This is a genomic window from Flammeovirga sp. MY04, assembly GCF_001682195.2.
In the GTDB taxonomy this organism is placed as follows: Bacteria; Bacteroidota; Bacteroidia; order Cytophagales; family Flammeovirgaceae; genus Flammeovirga; species Flammeovirga yaeyamensis.
In genome coordinates this window covers 2,062,892-2,086,369 of record NZ_CP003561.2, presented here as the reverse complement: position 1 = coordinate 2,086,369, position 23,478 = coordinate 2,062,892, and the positions used below count along the sequence as shown (strand labels likewise).

Genomic DNA, 23,478 nt, shown 5'->3' with positions numbered 1-23,478 from the left:
TTATGCGATTTTTTCAATTTTTAATTCTCCCTTTTTTACTCCTCGTTGGGTGTAAAAAATATAACGACAATACGTCGGAGGAAACCACATCGGTATTGTCGTATGTTAACCCATTTATTGGAACAGGTTACCATGGACACACTTTTCCAGGTGCGACTACACCAAATGCATTAGTACAATTAAGCCCGGATACGCGTTTAAAAGGATGGGATGCCTGCGGTGGATATCATTATTCTGATTCTTCTATTATCGGTTTTTCTCATACGCATTTATCAGGTACAGGTATTGCCGACCTAGGAGATATTTTGATTATGCCTTTTACAGGTGAGGCTAAATTAAACATGGGTTCCGCAGAAAATCCAGACGAAGGTTACCGTTCTCGTTTTACTCATGAGAATGAAATGGCCACTCCGGGGTATTATCAAGTAGATTTGGAAGATTACGATATTAAAGCAGAGTTGACAGCTTCTTCTCGTGCCGGTTTCCATCAATATACTTTTCCAGAAGCTGAAAAAGCGGGAATTATACTTGATCTAACGCCTACTTTAGCCAATCACAATAATCCGAAGCATATCATTAATATTGTAAGTGATACGGAGATTTCAGGTTTAAAGTATACAAAAGGATGGGCTAGAGAACACTACGTATATTTCTATGCTAAATTTGAGAAACCATTTACTCATCAAATTTATTCTGGAAATAATAAGGTAGTATCCGATAATTTTGAAGGTAAAAATGCGAAAGCAGTATTAACTTTCTCAACAAAGAATAACGAAGCTGTGAAAGTAAAAGTGGGCATTAGTAGTGTGGATATCGCAGGTGCCAAGAAAAACCTTGAAGCAGAAATTAATCATTGGGAGTTTGATCAAACCAAATTGGAAGCTGAAAAAGCTTGGTTAGAAAAAATGGCTTTAATTGATATCAAAGGGAAAGATGAGAAGCAAAAAGAGATTTTCTATACGTCGATGTACCACGCCTTTATTGCTCCAATGACTTTTTCTGATGTTGACAAACGTCATAGAACAATCGATGGGAAAATTGCAGAGGGAGAATCGTATACTGTATTCTCACTTTGGGATACTTTCAGAGCTTTCCATCCTTTGATGACCATTATTGAGCCAACACAGAATCAAGCATACATCCGTTCGTTATTACAAAAATATGATGAAGGTGGAATTCTACCTAAATGGGAACTTTGGGGAAATTATACGGGAACAATGACGGGCTATCATTCTGTACCAGTGATTGTTGATGCTTATATGAAAGGTCAAAGAGACTTTGATGTTGAAAAAGCATTCGAAGCCATGTTGAAAGCTAGTCGTTTTGATTCAACTTACAACTTTGTGTATCATGATGAGATCATTAAGGAGAAAGTAATGCCAATGGCAAAATACTACAACGATCAACTAGGTTATATTCCTTCAGATTTGGAAAACGAATCGGTTTCTAAAGCTTTAGAGTTTGCTTATAACGATTTTTGTATTGCTCAAATGGCCAAAGAATTAGGGAAAGAAGATATTCATAAAGAATATCTAGAACGCTCTAAGAGATACACTCAATACTTTGATAAAAAGACAGGTTACATGAGAGGAAAATTAAGTACCGGAGGTTGGAGAGAGCCATTCGATCCAAGATATAGTCGTCATAGAAAAGACGATTATACAGAAGGGAATGCTTTCCAATGGAGCTGGTTTGTACCTCACGATGTAGAAGGTTTAACCGAGTTAGTGGGTGGTGAAAAACTGATGGAAGAGAAATTAGATACTCTTTTCTTAACAAGTTCTGAATTGGCTGGAGAACATGCAAGTGCCGATATTACAGGTATGGTAGGTCAGTATGCACATGGTAACGAACCAAGTCATCATATTTCTTATTTGTATAATTACATTGGTGCACAAAGTAAGACGCAGTATATGGTCGATTACTTGTTGCAAAACCACTACCAAGCTACTCCAGAAGGTATTATTGGAAATGAAGATTGTGGACAAATGTCGGCATGGTTCATTTTAAGTAGTATGGGATTCTATCAAGTAAGCCCGGGTACAACTACCTACGCTATTGGTCGACCGCTGTTTGATGAGGTCAATATCAACCTGGAAAATGGAAAAGTATTTACTGTTAGGGCACAAAACAACAGTAAAGAAAACAAATACATAGAAAAAATGATGTTGGACGGTAAGGAATTGACTACTCCTTTTATTCAACATCAAGATATAATGGATGGCAAAACGTTGGAATTTGTAATGACCAACGAACCTCAAGACGGTAAAAAGCTTATCTAATATATCCTTTTGCACAGACAAAAGCAGTACAAATGTACAACTGCTAAAATAAGGAGACACCATAAAACATATCTGTCTAAATTTAAGGCAGATATGTTTTTTGTAGATATACAATAATCAACACAGATATTGTATTTTTTAGACATCAATATAATGATTCTTTCTCAACTCCTGTTACATTAACAAGTGAATTTGTATATTTACATAATCTGAGGAGTGTCCAATTTTTTCTCCTATAAAATATATACTAAGCTTTTGAATTACACGATTTAATACTTTTAATATGAATAGATTTTTATACTATATTTTATTCATTTTACTAACAATATATACTCCACCAATTTTTTCGCAATCATCTGGTTTAAAGTTTGATAATCATAATGTTGAAGTAGATAAACGAAGTGGATTAAAGTTATTAGAAATCGAAAAGGTTGATGTTCAGCATCAAATGCACCTTAGTGCGGATATACTTTTCAATAAATCACCGAATCATTATTTTGGTTATTTACTAAGGATTATTGATGATTCTCATAGAAACATTGATATCGTCTACAATTATGGGTCGAATACATTTAAAGATTTTAGTGTAATTTATGATCATAACATTACCCCCATACAATTTGATTTTTCAACTGAGAATCCACTAAATAAATGGGTGAATTTTGATTTAAAAATCGATGTTTACAAAAAACAACTTCTAATTTCTATAGACGGAAAAGAATACAAGCACAAAGTAGATTTTATGAAGGATTTTAAAAGTCTAAAGTTTTATTTTGGTGCAAATAATAACCCTTACTTCAAAGTACACGACGTCCCTCCTTTTTCTATTCGAGATATTAAATTAAAAGCGGATGATTTACAATTGACTTGGCCTTTAGATGAAGAAAGCGATCAAGTTGCCCATTGTCTTGAAAACGAAAAATACAATGGTAAAGTCATTAATCCTGTTTGGTTAAAAGAGTTTCATTCGACTTGGCATCCTGAATTAAAGAAAGAAGTCTATGGATCATTGTATTATTATGATGATAAAGCAAACACACTATATTATGTGAATAATCAAATGCTTTTTGCCGTAGAAATGTCAACTTTAACAGAAAGCAAGGTAGGAAATATGCCTCTTCCGTTAAAGAGCGATTTGCGTCTTCGTCTATTAAAAATCAATGATCATCAGTTTATTTGTTATAACCTAAGAGACAATTTATTCTATGATTATAACGTCAACAATCAATCAATAAAAAAGATTGAATCTGACTTTCCGAACAATAATTCTACGACACATCATACGGTTTTACATAACGATGGAGATTCTTTGGTGTACTTTTTTGGTGGTTATGGGAACCATGCTTACTCCAATGACTTTGTGAAATATAATGTGAACAACAGTGTTTTTGAAGAAATAAAAATTGAAGGTGATTCTATTTCACCAAGATATTTTACAGCTGTTGGGCAAATTGCAAAGGATAAATTTATGTTATTCGGTGGTTATGGTAGCCGTTCAGGCGTTCAGATTATCAATCCAGAAAATTATTACGATTTATATCAATTTGATGTAAAAACCAAAGAGTTGAAAAATGTACAAGAATGGCCAGTTTCTCAAAAAACAACGGTTCCTTCTAGAACAATTTTATTTGAAAATGATCATCAGCATTTTTACGCTTTAACGTATGATAATCATCGATTTAATAATGAGTTGGAGTTAGTACAATTTGATATTCAATCAGGCACTTCCAAAACAACAGGAAACAAAATTCCTTTTGTATTTAACGATGTGAAAACTGTAGTTGACCTGAAGTATGATCAAAACTTTCAGAAATACTATGCCTTAATTATCGATAAAACGGGAAATAACTCTACACTAGAATTATATGGTTTAGATGCTTTTGGTGGATTAAGTTTTCATAAAGATGAAATCGTTAACGAAGCCACTACACATGGTATGAATTACTATTATCTTGTATTGGTAGCCACTGTTTTAGGCGTTGGAATATTCTTTATTAAGAGAAAGAAAAAAGCACATCTGATAAAAGAAGAAGTGGTAGATAAGGAAGATGATATACCACTTGTTAAAAAAGAAATTACAAAAGAAGAACCCGTTCAAGAAGAAATTGTAAGTCCTGAAGTAAACATCAAAAAAGTAGAAAAAGAAGAAGTAAAAATGCTTTCTACCATTAACTTTTTTGGTGGATTTAGAATTACAGACATTGAAGGAAATGATATATCCAATGAATTCACTCCGTTAATCAAACAGTTATTTATACTTATCAGTTTATCCCAATTCTCTAATGGAAGAGGGGTAACGGTAGAGAAGATGACTAATTTGTTTTGGTATGATATGCCTAAAAATAAGGCAAGAAATAACCGAAGTGTAAACATCACAAAACTGCGTCATCTGTGTAAAAAAATTGGAGATGTTCAGTTGGTGAAAAATGGAGACTTCTGGCAATTTGAGTATAGCGATAAGGTCAACTTTCCAATATTTGAGTTGAAAAATCTATTAGATGCTGAAATATCAAAAGACAATTTATTGCAAATTACTCAGATTATACAGAATGGTAAATTATTATTAGGGACAAACTACGAGTGGTTAGAGGAAATACTCTCCTCCATAGTGAATGATATTATTGAAACTTTGTATGAGTATCTTATTACTGATCAATTGGACTTGAGTCATCAGGAAAAGGTAAAAGTAAGTGATTTGATTTTAAAGTATGACCCTTTAAATGAGGAAGCCATACAGATAAAATGTAAGCTGTTGTTATCGCATGGTATGCACAGTACGGCAAAAGATATTTTCGAAAAATTTACTCAGGAATATGAATTGCTATACGATGAACCGTTTGAAAAATCGTATGCAGATTTCCTAAAGAATGTAGAGGATAAGTTTATCTAACAAGTCCCTCAAAAAATAATGATAAGAAGAACCCAAGTTTCTATTAAAAAACGATTAATGGGTTCTTTTTTTTATATGATTAACAACCTATTAAGTAAAAATTAGCATTGTCGGCCTTTGTTTGTACTCATTAATTAATGAAATGAAATACCGTAAGAAATGAAAAAACTAATTTTACTATGTACTTACATTTTTCTTCAGTTCACAGCTATGGCTGGAGAAATACAAACGCTAAATCACCCCAATAAAGTCTATTCGGGGACACCCTTCGGATTGGAAATCAAACTTTTTATTCCAAGCGGAGAGGCTTTCAACAACAACGACGCACTTCAAGTAAAATTTGCTTCTGGAGAAGCATTTACAACAGTAGCTTGGAAACAAGCAGCGGCAAAGAGTGTGAGTGGTGGAAAGGAGTATACACTGACTGCAACTCCTTTGGCTAGTGCTTCTACAGGCGACAAAACGATGTATGTTAAGTTTGGGTCTAATCCTCAAGCGACTTCATCTATTAAGGTAAATGCAAACGTATTACTTGGTGGAGCAAGAATAACAGTGGGTTACCAAGGTTGGTTTGGTACGCCTAATGATGGTTCATTAAATCGATGGAATCACTGGTTTGAGAATAATAACGATCAAAATCACCCTACACAAGACCTTTGGCCTTTAGTGAATGAGAGTGATTACCCTGACCGTGAGAAAACGGATATTACCATGAATAATGGATCGGCTGCCTATTTGTACTCTAATGCAGATCAATCGACTGCCAATACCCATGTTTCTTGGATGTCGGAATACGGTTTACAAGCTTTCTTTGTCGGACGTTTCTTGGAACCACTCGCCAACAATACCAACTTTAAGAATTTTAGAAATACAGTAATGCAAAAAATGTTGAATGCGACTAACAATGATCAGTATGCATCTCCAGATTTGAGAATTGCTATATTTTATAACCTAACGACCAATCCGAATGCCGATAACGCAGACACAAGAGATTATCTTGAAGAAATGTGGGAGGATTGGAAAGACGTGGTCGATAATAAAGATTGGGTATCAAATCCAAGATATTTGATGAAAAACAATAAGCCGGTGCTACGAATTTATGGTATTGGTTTTAAAAATAGACCTTCGGGGATTACCGCTGCAGAAGCAAAAAATACGATCAGAAGATTTACAGATCCTACCCACCCGGAGTACAAAGAAAAGTATGCAGCCTATATTATTGGAGGTGTACCAAGTAAGTGGCATGTGGGTGGTGGAGATTCATTCACTTCAAACGATTGGAAAGAAGTGTACGAGAGTTATGACATGATTCAGCCTTGGTTAGTGAATCGTTATCAATCGGATGGAGGAGTAGATAACTGGACCAAAACAGTTCTTATTCCGGATATGGTTCGTATTAATGAGCTGCATAGTGAAGGAAAATCGGTAGGTTATTTGCCATTAATTTTCCCTGGTTTCTCATGGTACAATATCAACGGTGCATATAATGTCACACCAAGAAATGGAGGAGAGTTTTTCTGGAGACAAGCCTATAAGTTCCTAGAAGCAGGTGCTCAGAACTTAATGATTGCCAATTTTGATGAAGTAGATGAAGGAACAGCAATCTATAAATGTGTGACAAGCGAAGCACAGACTCCAGATGTTGATCAATTTACTGCAGATAGAAAATTCTTGCACTTAAATTCTGATAATTGGAAAGGAAATACGTATCCTGCTGATTGGTATTTAAAGGTGACTAGAGAAATCAGAAAAATGGTATTGGGTACTATTCCAATTCAATCTACTTTACCTATTTCTCCGGATAATTCAACACCTACGCCTCCAAGTTCAGAATTACCTACTGACCTTGTTCTAGTAAAAAATAGAGCAGCAGGTTTAGGGTTCAGACCACAAGAAGTAGAAACAGATGCCAAAATATATTATGGAAATGCCGACTGGGTAGGTGATTTTATGAGATGGGAAGTAGAAGTAATCGAAGCCGACACTTTCTATCTTATCAACAAGGCGATGGATCAGAAATTATGGGCACCAAATGGAGCAGACGGAAATTTACTTCTTAAACCAAAATCGTGGACGGGAAATAAAACACGTTGGTTTATCGAGAAAACAGATGATGAACACTTTTATCTAAGAAATTATGCTTCAAGAAAATACGTTACTGCGGAAAGCAATTCAGAAGGAGCGTTTATCAAAGAAACAGATTTTATTGATAATAATACGATTGAATGGTATTGGAGAGATCCTGCATCAAACGGAAGGGATAGTGTGATTTCTGATGTAGAAAATAATCATCAAAATAAATTGAAAGTATATCCTAATCCAGTGAAGAATGTGCTTCATATTTCAGAAAAATCAAATTATAAGCTATTTAATTTAATTGGAATTGTCTTGGCTGAAGGAAATGGAGATCAGATTGATGTAAGTAACTTAAATAGTGGTGTTTATATACTTTATATAAACGAAACATCCTATAAAATTATCAAACAATAAGACCTATTAATAGCTAATTTTTCTTTATTTAAGCGTTCATTAAACTTTTATTAAAGAAAAATTAGCACTACTTAGATAGTTTTGACTATCAATTGAAACGAAATGAAATTAAAACTTTTTTATTTATAGACATGCACAAGCAAATACTATTTATTCTTTGTTTCTTGGTGTCTGCAAACTTTATTTCCGCCAAGGATATTTATGTTTCAAGCACGGGAGATGATAGTGATGGGACTACTCTAGAAACAGCATACAACTCCATAGAAAAAGCGGTGAATAATAGCGTGAATAATGATGTGATCATTATTGATGGTACTGTTGTTCATCTTAAAGCGATAGCTATTTCTAAAAGCTTAACTTTTAGAGGACAAAATGAGGCCACTTTAGATGCTCAAGGAGGTGTAAAATTCTTTAATGTAACAGCACCAAGCGAAACTTTAGTAATTACTGTAGAAGGTATCAGTTTTAAAAACGGTAATGGTAGCTTCAATGGAAATGAACAGATGGGAGGTGGTTTCTTAATCAATACTAAAGGAACACTTCATTTTGAAGCTTGTACTTTTGAAAATAATACAGCAGCAAAAAATGGTGGTGTTTTCGGTGTTCAAAAGGGTAACCTTAGTTTTGTGAAATGTACATTTAAAAATAATAATCTTCCTGGAAAATTCTCTGGAGGTGCTATATATGGTGACTTAATTGCCACAGAAAAATTTAACTTAACGATTTCAGAATCATTATTCGAAAATAATACGACAGATAATCATGGTGGTGCTATTGGTTTAGCTATTAAAGCAACTGATCCAAGTTTAGTGAATGTAAAAGTAAGGAATACTACTTTTTATAATAACGCGGTATCATTATCTGGGGGAGCATTTTTTATCGCCAACCAAGGGGTGGGTAATGTTACTTTCGAAAATGTAACCATGGCGAACAATTCATCAGCAAATAATGCAGATAATTGTGGTGGACTTCGTTCACTAAATACTGCTGTTAATATTGCTATTAATAATTCTATCTTATTTGATAATTATAGCACAGGAGATGTAGCAGCTGATTTATCAGTGGATGAAAGCACAAATGTGACGTTGAATAATAGTATAGTCGGTACTGTAGTGGAAGAAGACAAAGCGAATCTTACCATAAATAATTCTGCTATTGGTACTGTGAATGGATCAACAATAAAAGATATACCAGATTTTACTTTTAATGCTTACGCTGATGGAGTGATTGGTTTTGCTCCAACTGCCCTCGCGGTAAATTACGGTGATGCTTCATTATTAAGTGGTGTGACTGAAGAAAATATACTCATCGACCAAAGAGAGTATGTTCGTATTGCAGAAAACGGAAAAGTAGATTGTGGTGCTTATCAAATTAATGCGACTACTACTTTAGAAGATTATTTAAATGGGGGAGGAACAGATCCTGATCCGGACCCTGATCCAGATCCAGACCCTGATCCTAATCCAGATGACCAAATCGAAAAAGTATTTGTAAGTCACGATGGAGATAATGCAAATGATGGAGCTACTCAAGAAACAGCAGTAGCGACATTAAAAGCGGCTTATGATTTGGTACAAAATGATGGTGAAATCGTATTGAATGGTACGGTTAAACATCAAGAAGCTTTTGAGTGGACAAAGAGTGTAATGCTTGTTGGTGAAAACAATGCAGTGCTTGATGCTGAAGGAAATACTAAATTCTTCAACTTTACTTCAGATGATGAAAATGTTCATTTACATGTGAAAGATATTCAGTTTATCAATGGTAATGGATCTTTCAAAGGAGATGCGCAACAAGGTGGTGCTTTCTTAATTAGTGGTAAAGGTAAAGTAACCTTAGAGAATTGTGTGTTTGATGGTAACTCAGCCGTTGTAAATGGTGGAGCCATCTCTATCCAAGAAGGTGAAGTCATGATATTGAAATCCACTTTCATGAATAATGCTACAGTTGCATCTGGTAAAAGTGGTGGTGCTTTGTATATGAATCCAAGCGCAGGGAATGTTGATGTAAAAATCATTCAATCATTAGTGAAAGAGAATAGCTCATTACAACATGCTGGTGCAATGATGCTAGAAGCGAGTAATGATGTAAATGATTCAAAATTGTTTGTTCAGAATTCAACTTTCTATAAAAATAACGCAACAGCAGCAGGTGGAGGTATCTTTATCGGAGGTGCTAATACGACAGAGAACTCTATCGTTCGTTTTGAAAACGTGACGATTGTAGGGAATCATACTACAAATAATACAGGTAATAGTGGTGGACTTAGAATTGCGAATAAAGTACTTGATGTAGAAGTTGTAAACTCATTGATTTACAATAACATGTCTAACTCAGGCAAAGCGAATGAAGTAGAATCGAACCTAAGTGTTATCGCCAACGACAATGAAAAGGTAAAAGTAATGTCCAGCTTAATTGCCACTGTAGTGCTCACAAATGGAAAAGAATCTATTGTAGCAACCGACTCAAAATACGGTACGGTAGCAGGTACAATTACGAGCGATGTTCCAGTATTAAATCTGAATGAAATTAATGACAAAGGTGTGGTAGGATTTGGAGAAAACGCATTAGCTGTAAACTTTGCAGATGCTTCTCTATTCACTAAACAAAATGGTTTCATCATTGATCAATTAAATCATTTAAGATTACAAGAGGATGGTAAAATTGATGTGGGTGCTTTCCAAAGAAACGGTCGTGCTGATGCCGATGAAGTTGCCAACGATACTACACCTCCAGAGAATCCTACGAACCTGGAATTTACAGAAGTGATGATGGATGCGTTGACATTAAGCTGGGTACACTCAGTAGACGATGTAATGGTGAGTCATTATGAATTGACATTGAATGGAGGTGAAGTCGTAAAAACATCAAACAACTCCTATACATTTGAAAATTTAGAAGAAAGTACGGTCTATGAAATCACGCTTCAAGCATTTGATTTCGCTGGAAATTCTTCTGGAATTGAAACTATTTCGGGAAGAACAGATGGTATCGTAAGTGCTTTAAAACCAATGAATGTCAAAGTATCTGATATAAATAGTAACTCTGCAGTAGTTACTTGGGAAGTATCAGAAACTTGGGGGCTTACCTTTACTGTAGACGTGCATGGCAATTGGTTTAAGACAGAAGAAACAAGTTTGGTTATCGAAGATTTAAGACCAAACCAAGAATATACCATCTCAGTATTCTCAGAAAACCAAGTAGGTGATAAATCTGAAGTGAGTGATCTTATCACTTTCAGAACTACAGAAGATATACCAACATCTATTGAAGATTTGGATCGATTTGAAGTAAAAGCTTATCCGAATCCATCTAGTTCTTCAATGGAAGTAACTACTAATAATACCATTTCTAAGTATCAATTATTTGATATAAAAGGACAGTTAATAATAGAAGGTAAAGTACTTGCTAATGGCTTTACACTACCTAAACAGACAACAGGCTTTTATATTCTTAAATTAATGATGGATGATCATATTGTGACGAAGAAAATCATCTTTAATTAATTAGAATACTTTTTAAACTATCGCTATGATGTTTAAAAGTGACTACTTTTCAGTAATAGATTAACAAGTGTACACGGATTAAGGTAGATGATTTACCTTAATCCGTTTTTTATTAAAAATCAGATGAAAAAATACATTCTAATACTCTTTTATTTCATATCCATAAGTTTAGTTGATGCTCAAAATAGCACTACTGTAACTTCTTTTATCAGTTGTTCTGATCAGGAATTAGATCATATTCGACAAGATGTTTTTGATAGTAAAACCAAAAAAAATAACATTAATGAAAGGTTTGGGGCTCTTGTTCGTTTATGGAGGTTATATAGAAAACAAGGATTTGATATGCGACCTTTTGATGCTGTAGCCAATCAATTATTAATGGTGAAGAACGATCAAAAGAAGTATGCACTTATTGATGAAGGTTTCGCAGTTTTAGAACAAATTATAAAAAATGGAGAAAGGATTCCAGAGATAAGAGGTACAAAATCGTTGGCATGGAATACGAAGACAAATTGGCCTTACTATCATGGAATAGACGGTCATCAGGCAGGGAATACTACCGATATTGGACCTCAAACGGGTAAAGTGATTTGGAAGTTTCCTAAGCGAAATGGGTGGAAAGCGTCGGCCATTGTGAAGGATGGAAAAGTCTATTGTTCGGGTGCTGATTCTGAGATTATTGCCTATTGTCTGGATGAAAAAACAGGGGAAATTCTTTGGAAGGGCAAACGATTTTCTGATAGTTTTTATCATACAGCCGGCAGTAAATACAGTCCTTTATTATCAGGTAGTAGTTTGATTATCAAGACATCTGGTTGGATACATTCTTTTAATACTCAAACAGGAAAGCATCTATACTCTAAAAAAGCGTTAGGTCAGAAGAAAAACAATTCATCAAAAGAAATTATACTTCATCAATTATGGGATAGAGTAATAGTAGCAAATGAAGTAAGTACTGGGGATAAAGTTTGGAGTTTAAATGTTGAAGGGCGGTTGAATGCTGATCCTATTCAAGTAGATACCTTTGTCTATTTTACTACAGATAAAAATACCTTGTTCAAAGTAGATAAAAATACTGGTTCTGTACTTTTTAAAAAATCGTTTGATGAGACCTTAAGAGGTAAAATTTCCATTCAAAATCAATTAATAGTATTACAAAATAAAGAGCAAGAATTATTTGCTTTTGATGAACAACAACAAACTGTTCTTTGGAAAAACTCAGATCAGAAGGAAAAGAATTTGAGAAGTTACGAATTCTACTCTGAAGGTGTATTTCATCAATCTGATATGATTATTGGAGGTTCTGATCAAAAAATTTATTGTTTTGATGTTGTTTCAGGTCAGAAGAAATGGGATATATCAACAAATGATTGGGTAAGATCGAAGCCCAAAATTTTTGATAATCATGTCTACTTTGCAGACTTATCGGGCCATGTGTATAAGTATCGTTTAAGAAAAAAATCTCCTAAAAAAGTATGGACTAAGAAAATTAGTGACCATGGTTTTATGGCAGATCTACAAGTAAACAATCAAGGGGTAGTATGCAGCGATCGCAACATGATGTTATATTCTCTAAGCCTTAATGATGCACAAGTAAATTGGAAACATAGTCAGTTGGATGGCGTATGGAAAGAGGATCAATTTTATGCATCGGGTGAAGTATCTGGTCAACAAGCCTCTCCAACAATTGTCGATGGAAAATTGTACATAAGCAGTCCTGATGGTTTTGTAAATGCTATCGATGTGGAAACAGGAAAGGAATTATGGAAATTTGAATTGAAAAGCAGTAGTTCTACCACTCCAGCAGTAGCAGAAGGGAAGGTGTTTGTCGGACAAACCTATGGCAGTTTTGGTAAATATTATGCTTTAGACAAGGATACCGGACAGCCTGTTTGGGAAACAGAAGAACTAGATGATGTATGGATTGGAGCTGGTTATAAAAATGGGAGAATTTTCTTGGGAAATATGGATGGCTACTTTTTTAGTGTGGATGCTTCTACAGGAAAAATTTTATGGAAGTATTACACCTCAAAAGATACTCCGAATGAAGATAAACCCTTAACCCAAATGCGACATGGTTGGCCTGCAGGCGTATATTGTAATCCGATTATTCATGAGGATATTGTCATTACAGGCTCTTGGGCAGGATATTATTTTTGTTTCGATCAGAATACAGGAAAGCTAATTTGGAGAACAAAAACACAACCTGATCATGGAAAAGGAGGATTACCGGATTCTTCCGCTCCTGTGTTGTTTAAAAACAAAATATACGTGCAAGAAGCGGGAAATAGACTTACTGCATTGGATTTACTGACGGGCAAAAAATTGAAAAGCTGGAAAGTAACACCTGGTTTTTTACAAAACGGAACTGTAGCTGTTAATTCAAATATTATGGTAGGTTCTTGTATTAGAAGCGTGACCAAACTTCCTTATCAAGCAGATATTGTCGCTTTTGATCCCTTTTCTAAAAGCCTTGATCCGATATGGACCTACAATGGAGGTGGAGGTTTAACAGCAAGTGTTTTGACGGATCAACATATCATTTTTGGTTCTTCAGCAGATCCTTTTCTTACTTGTTTGGATTTTGAAGGAAAAGTGATTTGGAGAACATACGTAGGGGGAATCATGTTAGAAAGTGTGCCGAGTATTTATGGTAATAAAGTATTTGCTTTAATTAAAAATGGCTATTTGTATGCTATAGAATAAAGGCAACTTGTGATATATAAAAAGGAGGTAGTTTAATCAAAAAAATTAAACTACCTCCTTTTTTATTCTCTTGAACTTATCAAATTATTATTGACTATTTCTGAGGTTGACTTTCCATCAACTCACTTCGTTTCTCTAACATCTTTTTACCTTCTTTGGCTAACCACAGCATATGATCTGAAGGAAGGCCTTCATTATCAATCATACGAACACCTTGAGGTATCTTATTGCTAATTTTAAAGAAACAAGTGGCTTCATCTAGTTCATCAAACATACCAAGATACACCATCTTTACATTGGCTTTGGAAGCACTGTATATTTGTTGCCAAAAGTAATGACCTTTCTCTCTAGGAATATGATTAAACGGCTGATCAGGATATAAATTTGACCAACTGAAGCCTGGGCTAAGCACAGGCATAAAATCAATATTATTAGCGTCACACCACTCTTTGTCGGCTTTCATCAAAGGATATACTTTTTTGATACTTTTGTTATTAAATCGACCGGTGTACCAAGGTAAACAGATATCGCTTTCTTTAATTAATTCGTGTAATAGCGGATCACTTTTCGAATCTTTAATTCCTTCTCTCCAATAAGTAGGAACACCAATTAGAATAGAACAACCACCATAAACAGGGTCGTTTTTTAAGAAATCAATTATTTTCTGACAGTCTTTTAGATCGTATTTTCTTTTCGTTCCCGTTGGATCAAATCCTACGCCCCAAATCGCTACCAATGGTTTCTTATCATGACCCAAATAAACATCACCATTTTTAGAAGTTAATTTCAATTCATCTACAAGCGATTTCCAATCATTGATAAGGGTGTTGACACCATCTTCTCCAACAATGCCAGTCAAATCATACATCACCGAAATAGCTCTTCCGTGTTTTCTAGAAGCATCTACTGCATTCTTTAAAACTGTATTGTAGTTGTTTACTTTTTTAGGACTCTTTAATGCAGTCACAAATCGTTGCATAAAGGCCGCATCAATATCGTATTCTTTCATCCAACGGAAGTGAATATCAGAAGTAGCGGGGTGTACTGAAGAAAAAAGCTGAGCAGTCGATCCATCTTTAAATTTTAAAGGAGTATCATAGAGTGCTTCTTTAGGAAATTCTGATACATCCGGCCAAGCTTCAATTCCCATTTGCGTAGGAGAAATCTCACCGCCTTTATGGAAATGTCGCTTGTAATGTTTCCACCCTAGTTGACTACCATCAGTTGGTGTATTGAACCAGCCTTGGTACCCAGTGTACACCGACATATTTTCGGTAGTGTTTTTAAACACCTTATTGTGTTTGTTTTTTTTCTTGTATGCTTCACCCTCTTCATCTATTATCGAAAAAGAAGTCAAAGCTGTGATGATGCCTATCAGAAGGATTAGTTTTTTTAATAATTCATTCATCTTATTTCAAAAAGTTATTGTAAAACCTAAAAATAAATGGGAGGGCATAAAGGATGCTTAATATAGGATTAATGCTCATAATATTTATTTATGATATCAAAATAGGGTATTAATTAATGATTTATTAGGTAAAATTTAATTAGTGACACCTAGTTTTGAAGTGAACTTTAATTTTTGATGAAATGAAAGCACAAACGATTTTTAGTACACTAATTCTATTTTTCTCAACAACTTTTTTTGTTTTAGCACAAGAGAAAACATATCACGATAATATTGTGATCAATATCTCAAATGAGGTATCAAAAGACTTAAACGTTTCTAAAGATGTCATTAAGTTATGGAGTAAAATACAAGCGGATAACACCAAAAACAATAAAGATATTGCCGCACAAAATTTCCCTCCAAAGAAAGCACAATTGATGCGTTGGACCAACAACAGTCATAATAGTGCAAAAATTGATGAGTTGTTAACACCTGCTCAACAAGAAAAACTTATTATGTATAAATACACTGTGGTAAAGCAGAGGGAGAAAAAATTTATTGATAAAAAAGGATCAACGCTTAGTGGTGATCAAGTAGATTTTATTTTCTTAAACTTTCAAGAGATAAATCAAGCAGTGGCTTTGACCGACTCTAAGAAAGCCGATGTAAAATCTTTGGTGGAACAGTATAAGTCTATTCTACGAATTATTAACTCTGCAGATTTATCAAACCCTAAGAAAAGGGTGAAACGTGATGAGCAAATTCATATTTATAATGAAAGGTTAAGATCTTTAGTGACAAGTGAAGAATGGTTTAAAATAGAATTGGCAAAATTCAAAAAGAGTCAAAAAATTGATGAAATTAATTATAATAGCCTTAAAGGGCAAAAAGTATAATTCATGTAGTACTATCATAATGTAGATCATATAGTATAAAGAGAAACGGTGAATTGCTGTTTCTCTTTTTTATAAAGGGAAGATTTTAAAAGCGAAAAGGCTGTCTCAAAATAGATGAGACAACCTTTTACTATATTTATATAAGAATTAGTAATTCGATTTACTTAAATACTATTTATATAATTCTCCAACCGCTTTCAACATATTCGATTTATTGATATTGTGTTGTACTTTAGAATCAATAAAATCAGCATACGCTTGTTGCCAATTGATTTGTGCATTGATCACTTCGATAATTGGAGATAAACCATCCTCATAACGATCTGTAATCAAACGTAAGTTTTCATCGGCATTGGCCAAAGAGCTTCTCGTTAATTCTACTCTTTTTGAGGCCTCGTCTAATAAATATCGTGCTTGGTTAACGTCAAGAATCACCTGATCAGTCATTTTTTCTTTCTGAAGAATCGCTTGTTCCGTGGCGATTTGTCTAGCTGCCAACTCACGTTTCTTTTTGCCACCATGATAAATCGGCATGGCAAATCCAGCCCCTGCATAATAATTGGCTTCCATGTTTCTGCCAAACTGAGGCGATGGAGCTCCGTATAAACCTTTGGCATACACATGTACTCTACCCTTATATTTTGATGCCGTAATACTTTTTAAAGCATTTTTCGCTCTAATATCAGCTTCTGCTTGTTGTAATTCAGCTCTTTGAGAAAGACCTAATTCGACAATGCTATTTTCTTCAAAAATAAATTCGGTAAAGCTAATCGAGTCCATTACCTGAGTTGGTGTTTGCACTTCCACACCCATCATTCTGTTTAAGGACATGATAGAAACTTGTAATCTATTTTCGGCTTTTAATACCTCAAGGTCGGCATTGTTTAGCTTCACTTGTGCCATTAAAACATCGTTTTTACTTACCACCTGAGCATCGTACTTATTGGTCGCTACCGTCACTAATCTTTCCACTGATTCCTTGTATTGTCTCGTTAGAGCCAAATACTCTTTCTGTCCAACTGCTGCCCAATATTGCTGATCAGCATAGAACACCAACTCACTACCTGTTAAAGTCGTCATGGCTATTTGAGCATCTTTTTGCGACTCTGCATATTTGATTTGCGATTTCACACGACCACCATTAAAGATATCTTGGCGGATAGTCACGTTCGCATTGTAGTTATGCTGAATTGGCAACCACTCATCAGCGGGAGCACCCACAGGTTTTAAATTACTGGGATCGAAAGGACGACCCGTATAATTGTATTTTACCCCAGCATCGATTTTCGGACCTTTATCCGATTTAGCTGCTTTAATATTTTCTTCTGCAGCATCGATACCCATTTTCGCCGAACGAATGTCTTGGTTATAGTGCAAGACTTTCTCTCTATATTGATCTAAGTTCATCACCTCCTGAGCATTGGCCATACGACCAACACCCAAGATGATTAACATGGAAATAATTATTTTTTTCATGATAGTTGAGGCTTTTTTAAATTGAAGAAAATCGCATAAAGAATCGGTAAGACGATCAGCGTGGCAATGGTTGCGGCAAATAAACCACCCATAATTGCAGCCGCCATTCCTCCAAATAATGGATCTTTGATGATTGGGGCCATACCTAAAATGGTCGTGGCTGCCGCCATAGCTACCGGAATAGTTCTTGATAAAGCCGACATGATGAGGGCATCATATTCGCTCAGTCCATTATCAATTTCTATTTCGATTTGCTCGACCAGAACGATGGCATTTTTAATCACCATACCGACGAGTCCCAATAGACCAAGGATGGCCATAAATCCGATCGTTTGTCCGAAAACCTTCATTCCTAAGATGATGCCTACCCAAATCAGAGGTAAAATACCTAGGATAACCAAAGGTTTTCTGAAGCCTTTGAAAAGGATCAATAAGACAGCAACCATTAATACTGCTGCAATTGGAAGGGGAGCAGAAATGGCCTCATTGGATTGTGTTTGATAACGTTTTAAGCCATCCCACATCAAAGTATATCCTTCTGGAAGTTCCATCTCTTCGATAAGTGGAACAATCTCAGCTTCTACTTCTGGAGATTCAAAACCAAACTCTACATCACATTGTGCGGCAATCATTCTCTGACGGTTGAATCTCCACAACCAAGCCTCTTCGAAACCCACATCATAGCTGTCCACCAACTGATCCATTAGGATTGTTTTTCCGTCTTTGTTGATCACTGGGATGGTTCCCAAATTGTTGTTATCGTAGGATTCTCTGTTGGCATCTTTCACCAAAATCGGCATTCTTTTATCTCTTTGGCGGTATTCTCCAACATTTACACCTTCGCGCATCATACGAGTTGCTGTGGCAATATCGCTTTTAGAAACACCCGCTCTTCTTGCTTTTTCTTCAGAGTATACTGGACGTAGATAAGGCGTTTTTTCTCTCCAGTTATCACGAACATTTTGTGCCGTTGCTACTGTACGCATTCTACGTTTTGCCTCTTCTGCCAACTCTCTTAATACTTTAGGATCAGGTCCCATAAAGCAGGCTTCCAATTCAGCTCTTGGTGTAGGAGCTGCTTTAAAGAATTGGAAAATAGTCATGGCTTGAGGTAAGTTATTTGCCGTATATTCTCTAGCTCTTTTAAGTAATCCTTCTACTTGATCAGGAGAATGAGTTTCCACTAAGAAGGAAGCCAAGTTCTTTGTATTGGCCCAAGAAACAGAAGCTAAATAATATCTCGGAGGAGTACTACCAATGGTAATCGATACTGTTTTTACTTCCTCTTGTTCCAATAACCAATTTTCTAACTGTTTGGTATCTTCATACGTAAAGTTGATAGGGGCATCGTTCGATAACCAGTACTCGATTTTAAATAATGGTTTTTCTACAAATGGGAAAAACGATTGTTTTACGCTGTTTCCCCATAGGACGAACAACATAAAGATGCCCACTACACCAGATAAACTCCACCATCTTTTTTCAATCAATTTCTCGATTAACTTCTTATAGGCTTTAAAGAATTTACTGCTGTACGGATCAGAAGTTTCTTTCGGTTTTTTCAACATGAAATCACCATAAACTACCGTCTGTGTGAGTGCAAATACCCAGCTTAGTAAAAGTGAGATCGATAAAACATAGAATAAAGGTTGGATGGTTTCTGCCGTATCATCTGTGGCCATAGCCAATGGTAAGAAAGAGAAAATGGCAATAAATGTAGCACCAAATAGACCCCATTGTGGCACCGACGCGCCTTTGACTAAAGCCTCCTTTTTCTTCATCCCTTTTTTCATGGAATTGATGGCGTTATCGGCCACCACAATGGCGTTATCTACCAGCATACCCATTGCAATAATGATAGCAGCAAGTGTAGTACGGTTCAATGTTAATCCAATTTGCTCCATGAATACCAACGTGGTCACAATGGCAAATACTAAACTAGAACCAATCAATAAACTTGGGCGAAGCCCCATAGCGAACACTAGGATTAAGACCACAATGATCACAGACATGATCAAGTTATCGATGAAATCCATATTGGCATTTTGCGCCACTTCATTTTCATGATACAGTCCTACTAATTCTAAGCCTACAGGAATTGTTCCTTGAAGTTCATCTAACTTATCGTTCAAACTTTCTCCAGTGTAAACGATATTTTGTCCCGATTCATTGGCAATAGCAATACCGATTGCCGGCTTACCATTCACTCTCATCAAAACGTCTGCAGGATCTTGGAAACCTTTTGATACCTCTGCAATATCACTTAATCTAAACTGACGGTGATTCTCATCGATAATCAAGTTTTTGATATCCTCTAAAGATTGAAAAGCATTGGTAGCATCAATCTTTAATTTTGATCGACCAGTATTAAATGTACCACCATCCACAATTTTATTGTGCTTTCGGATCGTCTCAAATACTTGTTGAGGACTGATGCCCAAATTCGCCAATTTACTTTGATCAATCTCTACATTAATCACCGGTTGTTGCTCACCATATAATTCCACTTTCGATACCCCTTTGATGGGTTTGATCGACTTTTGGATATAGATGGCATAATCTCTTAAAGTAGTGGCATCAATTCCTTTTTCAGCAGTTAATGCGTAGTACATACCCAATACATCACCGAAATTATCGTTAATGTTTACCGGTCCTGCACCCTCTGGAAGGTTTATTTCGGCATCACGAACTCTTCTTCGAATTTCATCCCATTTCTGTTGAAGTTGAGATGGATCGTAGTTAGGAACAATCTCCACATCGATTTGAGAGATGCCTCTTCTAGATTCTGATTTTATTTGTTTTAAGTGACCTACTTTCTGAAGTTCTTTTTCGATCACTTCTGTAATCAATTCTTCTACTTCCCATTGAGAAGCCCCTGGATATTCCGTTGTAATAATCACTTGTTTGATAGTGAAGGGAGCATCCTCTTGTTTTCCTAAGCTGAAGAAAGAGCTAATTCCAGCTACAAGTAATACCACTAGAAAAAAGTGTATTACTTTTTTATTTTTGATAGCGTATTCTGATATACTCATCTTCTTATTGTTTAGCTATTTCTGATGTTGTCGGATTGAAATCAAGTACTCTCACTTTCTGACCTTCTGTCAATAAATGACCACCAACTTCTACAATTTGATCACCCGCCTGAATACCTGATACTACTTGTACTTGGTCATGACCTTTCAAATCACCCAATATCACTTTATGACTTTTTACCGTATGAGATGCGGCATCATATACCATCACAGAATTTCCATTATTTGATTGAACGATTGAATGAATTGGGATCAAATAAAAATCATCCTCATCAATGGTAGATTTTAATTTCATTTCTACGTTACAAGTCATTCCAGAACCAATTGGGAAAGTGTTTTTGTATTTCTTAGCATCGTCTATAAACAGATAAACAGGGAATCCTGATGCATCTTCAGAATGTGCACCTACCTCTTTTAAAGAAGCTTTGAATTGTTTACCAGGATAGGCATTAATGGTTACTTTATACTCATCTACCTTGTCGATGAAGCGAACAAAATTTTCAGGAATATTGAATTTCACTTCAGTATCTGAAAAGTCCAGAAGACTTACAATACCTTGTTTCGCACGTACTTCTTGATAATTCTCCACTAATTTTCCAGATACCACAGCATCAAAAGGAGCATACACTTTTGTATCCTTTAGTGCGTTTTGAGCATCATCGTAATTGGCTTTCGCTACTAAAAAAGCAGCCAATTTTTGATCATACTCATTTTGTGGAATGGATTCCTTTTTTAGAAGACCTTTAAAACGTTGTTCTTCCGCTCTAGCCTGAATAAACTTCGCTTTCTTTGCTTCTAAATCAACTAGAAAATCTCTATCGTCGATTTGAGCAATAAGTTGTCCTTTTTTAATACGTTGTCCCACTTCCGCGTTTAATTTCACTAAAGGACCACCAACTCTAAAAGCCAATGTTGACTCTTTTGTTTCTTTCGTCTTAGCAGGGAAAGTCTTTGAATTAAATAACCCTTCATTTGCAACGGTTAATAATTTTACGGGACGTATAATTTCCTTTTTTTCGGTTTCTTGTTCTGAACAGCCTGTAAATAAAGAGAGCATTACAGGAGCAAATAAGAATGTTAGAATGAATTTTTTCATGTTTCTATTCGTAATAATGAAGTTACGACTATTTGAACGATTGAATAGTATCTGTGTTTAGAGTTGTGAGTTAATAAGTTCGAACGAATGAACAATGATAGGTAGCAGGTAGTAGGTAGGAGGTGCTGAGTTAACGCTCGTTTTTTTAGGTAATAATTAATAACTAATAGGTTAGGGGGTAATGTATCAAAAGCTCAGGGATTTATTCCTGGGGGCAAGGAATTGAAGTAAGAAGGAAGAGGGAAGAGGTAAAATTTAAGCTCGATGGGTTCAATTTAAAATTGGCTATATCAAAAAGCATTTCATCAACTCATCCTCCCCAACGAGGCGGTGTAACCCCTCGTTCTACGAACCGGGTGTATTTATGATTTAAATATGAATTGTAAGTAGTTGATTAACTAATAGATATTATGCTTTCATAAAAGAATTTTAAAACAACAAGTACAAATGAAACCTTTATCCCTTTACTGAATCGAATGTTCACTTAAAAAATGTAAACTATGAAAAATATCATTCTATTCATTTGTGTATTATTTGCTACAAGTTTTTATGCGAATGCCTCTTCTATTGAAATTCTTGAGAGAGAAACTAAAATTGTAAAAGGTGAACCAACGACTACAGTAGTTGTTGTCAAGAAAAAGCGTAGAGTAAAAAGACGAGCAGTGAGGAAAAGAGTAAGAGCGCGTCAGATCAGAAGAAACAGATTGTAGTTTTACGAATACCTAATGATTGAAAACAGTTTGAGGGAAATAAAACATAAGGGTGATTAGTAATAATACCACCCTTATGTTTTAATGCAATATTTTCAGTATCAAAATAAAATACCCTCATTTAGTAAGTCCTAAGGAAAATAATATCTTTGTCAGATCAATAACAAACAAAAGATGATGAAGATTAAAGCAATAATTTTTGACTGCGACGGTGTGCTTGTCGATAGTGAATCGATTACAATGAAAGTGTTTATCGAACTCTTTGCCAAGTATGGAGCAACAATGACTTCTCAAGAAGCATTGGATAAATTCGTGGGTAAGGCATTTAATCAGATTCTAGATTGTATCGAAGAAGAATATGATGTAGAGTTACCATCAGATTTTGAAGATCAATTTAGGGCACAAACTTTCGCTGCATTTAAAACCGACATTCAACCAATAGAGGGCATCAAAGAGGTACTTTCTCAACTGAAGTTGCCTTATGCAGTGGCGTCAAACGGTCCAATGTCTAAAATGCAACTGAACTTAACTACTACAGGTTTAATTCAGTATTTTGATCACCATTTATACAGTGCTTATGATCTTAAAGCATGGAAACCTGATCCCAAATTGTTTATTCATGCGGCTACTCAATTAGGTTTTTCTCCAGAAGAATGCCTTGTAATAGAAGACAGTCTTTCTGGAGTAGAAGCGGCTTTAAATGGAGGTTTCCAAGTGATGGCCTATGTTGATGGAGCTGAAAAAGAAATTTTCAACAAAAAAGGCGTCAAGACATTTGATAAAATGATGGATTTATTAGACCTATAACCTTTCGAACATACCATTAATTTTCTCTAAAGATGCATCTTTAAAATAGATGCGTTTATCCTTATCCAATAGATAAATTGATGGTAAGGAAGGGGTATAATAGAGATCGTCTTTCTCTATTAATTGATCAATGTCGCTTCCCCAAATCCATTTTTCGTTTTTGTGTTCAGTGGATTTACCAGAATTTTCGATCATCA

At 35.3% G+C, this 23,478-nt stretch carries 13 protein-coding genes; 8 read left to right on the top strand and 5 right to left on the bottom strand.

Features of this window, described 5'->3' with window-relative positions; genetic code table 11:
* Positions 1–2 precede the first annotated feature (2 nt).
* The 5 genes from MY04_RS27415 to MY04_RS27395 all read left to right on the top strand — a co-directional run bounded on the left by MY04_RS27415 (position 3) and on the right by MY04_RS27395 (position 13,874).
* Positions 3–2,282: a GH92 family glycosyl hydrolase gene (locus MY04_RS27415; protein ID WP_066216470.1), complete on the top strand. Its 2,280-nt coding sequence runs from the start codon at positions 3–5 to the stop codon at positions 2,280–2,282.
* Positions 2,283–2,565: 283 nt separating this feature from the next.
* On the top strand, positions 2,566–5,172 hold the full coding sequence (locus MY04_RS27410) for a Kelch repeat-containing protein (RefSeq protein WP_066216467.1): 2,607 nt from the start codon (positions 2,566–2,568) through the stop codon (positions 5,170–5,172).
* Positions 5,173–5,331: 159 nt separating this feature from the next.
* Positions 5,332–7,662 (top strand): T9SS type A sorting domain-containing protein, encoded by a 2,331-nt coding sequence (locus MY04_RS27405; protein ID WP_066216464.1) that lies wholly within the window; start codon positions 5,332–5,334, stop codon positions 7,660–7,662.
* Between the two features lie 131 nt (positions 7,663–7,793).
* Positions 7,794–11,168, top strand: coding sequence for a fibronectin type III domain-containing protein (locus MY04_RS27400; protein ID WP_066216461.1), 3,375 nt, complete (start codon positions 7,794–7,796; stop codon positions 11,166–11,168).
* Positions 11,169–11,291: 123 nt separating this feature from the next.
* A complete protein-coding gene (locus MY04_RS27395) occupies positions 11,292–13,874 on the top strand; it encodes an outer membrane protein assembly factor BamB family protein (RefSeq protein WP_158297956.1) in 2,583 nt (860 codons plus the stop codon).
* A gap of 94 nt (positions 13,875–13,968) precedes the next feature.
* Here the strand turns inward: MY04_RS27395 and MY04_RS27390 are convergent, their stop codons facing one another.
* On the bottom strand, positions 13,969–15,282 hold the full coding sequence (locus MY04_RS27390) for a glycoside hydrolase family 71/99-like protein (RefSeq protein WP_084006179.1): 1,314 nt from the start codon (positions 15,280–15,282) through the stop codon (positions 13,969–13,971).
* Between the two features lie 182 nt (positions 15,283–15,464).
* Here MY04_RS27390 and MY04_RS27385 point away from each other — a divergent pair, with 182 nt between their 5' ends.
* Positions 15,465–16,160 carry a hypothetical protein gene (locus tag MY04_RS27385; RefSeq protein ID WP_066216455.1) on the top strand — a complete coding sequence of 232 codons (696 nt, stop codon included), beginning with the start codon at positions 15,465–15,467 and terminating at the stop codon, positions 16,158–16,160.
* 171 nt (positions 16,161–16,331) lie between these two features.
* Here the strand turns inward: MY04_RS27385 and MY04_RS27380 are convergent, their stop codons facing one another.
* From MY04_RS27380 to MY04_RS27370, 3 genes are read right to left on the bottom strand one after another with little or no spacing between them, the layout of a single operon-like run.
* Entirely contained in the window at positions 16,332–17,636 is a 1,305-nt protein-coding gene (locus MY04_RS27380) for a TolC family protein (protein WP_066216453.1), read from the bottom strand.
* The gene (locus MY04_RS27375; RefSeq protein WP_066216450.1) at positions 17,633–20,668 is read right to left on the bottom strand and encodes an efflux RND transporter permease subunit; all 3,036 of its coding nucleotides are present in this window, start codon (positions 20,666–20,668) and stop codon (positions 17,633–17,635) included. Before MY04_RS27375 ends, MY04_RS27380 begins: the two co-directional genes overlap by 4 nt.
* A gap of 4 nt (positions 20,669–20,672) precedes the next feature.
* Positions 20,673–21,764: an efflux RND transporter periplasmic adaptor subunit gene (locus MY04_RS27370; protein ID WP_066216448.1), complete on the bottom strand. Its 1,092-nt coding sequence runs from the start codon at positions 21,762–21,764 to the stop codon at positions 20,673–20,675.
* A gap of 500 nt (positions 21,765–22,264) precedes the next feature.
* On the opposite strand from MY04_RS27370, the gene MY04_RS27365 reads away from it, so the two are divergent.
* Positions 22,265–22,474 (top strand): hypothetical protein, encoded by a 210-nt coding sequence (locus tag MY04_RS27365; RefSeq protein WP_066216445.1) that lies wholly within the window; start codon positions 22,265–22,267, stop codon positions 22,472–22,474.
* Between the two features lie 174 nt (positions 22,475–22,648).
* The gene (locus MY04_RS27360; RefSeq protein ID WP_066216443.1) at positions 22,649–23,281 is read left to right on the top strand and encodes an HAD-IA family hydrolase; all 633 of its coding nucleotides are present in this window, start codon (positions 22,649–22,651) and stop codon (positions 23,279–23,281) included.
* On the opposite strand, the gene MY04_RS27355 is transcribed toward MY04_RS27360, so the two are convergent.
* A complete protein-coding gene (locus MY04_RS27355; protein ID WP_066216440.1) occupies positions 23,276–23,476 on the bottom strand; it encodes a hypothetical protein in 201 nt (66 codons plus the stop codon). The genes MY04_RS27360 and MY04_RS27355 overlap by 6 nt on opposite strands.
* Positions 23,477–23,478 lie beyond the last annotated feature (2 nt).